General features: G+C 43.7%; 1 protein-coding gene. It reads right to left on the bottom strand.

What is annotated here, in order from left to right; genetic code table 11:
* Window positions 1-2,662, bottom strand: a 2,662-nt coding sequence (gene carB / locus AC1DUW_RS25405) for a carbamoyl-phosphate synthase large subunit (RefSeq protein WP_477643777.1), incomplete at both ends; no start/stop codon positions are given.

Raw genomic sequence — 2,662 nt, 5'->3', positions numbered from 1 at the left:
ATCCAGGGATGTCAGACATGTCACTCCATTTTCAACAGATTCGCGACGTATTCTAAAACCATCTCGTTCCGGCTGCTTCCCTTTCGTCAAAGTGTTGATGACGAATTGTGCGTCCCCATTTCGGATAACATCCAAAAGGTTTCTTCCCTCTTCACCAATCTTACCAACAACCGCAGTTGGGATACCAGATTGCTCCAACAGGGCGGCGGTTCCGCTTGTGGCAATCAACTTGAAGCCAATATTATGAAAACGTCTTGCCAGCAATAGTGCTTCTTGCTTATCTTTATCCGATATCGTTAACAAGACTGAACCGTGACCTTGAATTTTGAAGCCGGAAGCAACAAGCCCTTTGTATAAAGCCTTTTCAAGTGTACTGTCTTTCCCCATTACTTCACCAGTCGATTTCATTTCAGGTCCGAGTGAAATGTCCACACCTCTTAATTTTGCAAAGGAGAAGACCGGAACTTTTACAAAGACTCCGCTTTGTTCCGGAACTAAACCGGATTGGTAGCCCTGGCTTTCAAGAGAGTGTCCTAAAATGACCTTCGTGGCCAAGTTCGCCATCGGCACATTCGTGATCTTACTTAAGAATGGAACCGTGCGGCTAGAACGCGGATTTACTTCAATGACATACACTTCGTCATCACTGATGACATATTGAATGTTCAAGAGACCGATAATATTCAAGCCTTTTGCCAATCTAGTCGTGTAATCGATGATCACTTCTTTTTGTTTTTCCGTTAGGCTTTGCGGAGGGTAGACGGCAATCGAATCACCGGAGTGGACGCCTGCGCGCTCGATGTGCTCCATGATTCCAGGAATAACGACCGTTTCACCATCAGAAATCCCGTCGACTTCGACCTCTTTCCCCGTTAAGTAACGGTCAATCAGGACAGGATGATCCGGATTGATTTTCACCGCATTTTTCATGTAATGCAGCAATTCTTCTTGTTTATAGACGATTTCCATTGCTCTTCCTCCGAGAACATACGAAGGTCTTACTAAAACTGGATAGCCGATATCTTCAGCTATGACGATAGCTTCATTTACAGATGTGGCCGTTTTACCTTTTGGTTGCGGAATTCCTAAATCCTTAAGAGCACTTTCGAATTTATTACGATTCTCCGCACGATCCAAGTCTTCTAGAGAAGTACCTAGGATCTTCACTCCTCTTTCAACAAGACCATCTGCAAGATTGATGGCAGTCTGACCACCAAATTGGACGATAACACCTTCTGGTTTTTCCAAATCGATAACATGTATCACATCTTCAAGTGTTAATGGCTCGAAATAAAGCTTGTCAGATATACTGAAATCCGTCGAAACCGTTTCCGGATTGTTGTTGATGATGATCGCTTCATAGCCTGCCTCTTTGATGGCCCAGACTGAATGGACGGTCGCGTAGTCAAACTCTACCCCCTGTCCAATCCGTATTGGACCCGATCCTAGCACAATGACACTTTTCTTATCTGTAACAATTGATTCATTTTCATCTTCGTATGTTCCGTAAAAATATGGTGTTTCCGATTCAAATTCCGCTGCGCATGTATCGACCATTTTATAAACCGGCACGATTCCTTGTTGTTTCCGATACTCATAAATTTTCTTTTCAGCAACCTCCCATATATCTGCAATCGTTTTATCTGAAAAGCCAAGTTCCTTAGCCTTCTGCAGGACTTCACAATCGAATGAATGTTCACGAAGCTCTTTTTCAAAGTCGATAATCTTTTTCAGCTTATGCAGGAAGAATAAATCGATCTGGCTCCATTCGTGAATGGTTTCGATTGTTTTGCCTCTTCTTAGTGCCTCACCGATATAAAATAACCGCTCATCTCCTGCTTTCCGAATCCTTTTTTCTATTTTTTCATCCTCGAACTCGTCGTTCAACTCGAGATGATAAAGTCCTGCTTCAAGGGAGCGCACAGCTTTTAAAATTGATTCTTCAAATGTACGACCGATTGCCATGACTTCTCCAGTCGCTTTCATTTGTGTACCGAGTCTACGGTTKGCGCTTTCGAACTTATCAAAAGGCCAGCGTGGAATTTTCGTGACTACATAGTCAAGCGCAGGTTCAAAGCTGGCATATGTTTTGCCTGTAACCGGGTTCATCATTTCATCTAGCGTCAAACCAACCGCTATCTTGGCCGCAAGCTTTGCAATCGGATAGCCCGTCGCTTTTGAAGCAAGTGCTGACGAACGGCTAACCCTTGGGTTAACTTCGATGACATAATACTGATAGCTGTTAGGATCTAACGCAAGCTGAACATTACATCCGCCTTCAATTTTCAAGGCGCGGATAATCTTCAATGACGTATTTCGAAGCATTTGATACTCTCTGTCACTTAACGTTTGGCTTGGTGCCGCAACAATAGAGTCTCCTGTGTGTACTCCCACAGGATCAAAGTTTTCCATATTACAAACGACAATCGCATTGTCATTGGAGTCACGCATTACTTCATATTCCACTTCTTTAAAACCGGCAATACTCTTCTCAAGCAGACATTGATGAACCGGGCTGCTTTTTAGGCCACCTTCAACAATCTCGATTAACTGCTCTTCGTTATCACAAATCCCGCCGCCTGTTCCACCTAGTGTAAAGGCTGGGCGTACGATAACTGGATAGCCGACTCGTTCCACGAACGTATAAGCCTCATCCAAATTA

Source organism: Peribacillus sp. P4_C12, from assembly GCF_056402095.1.
The sequence above is the reverse complement of the archived record's forward strand: the minus strand, read 5'-3'. Positions and strand labels throughout refer to the sequence as shown.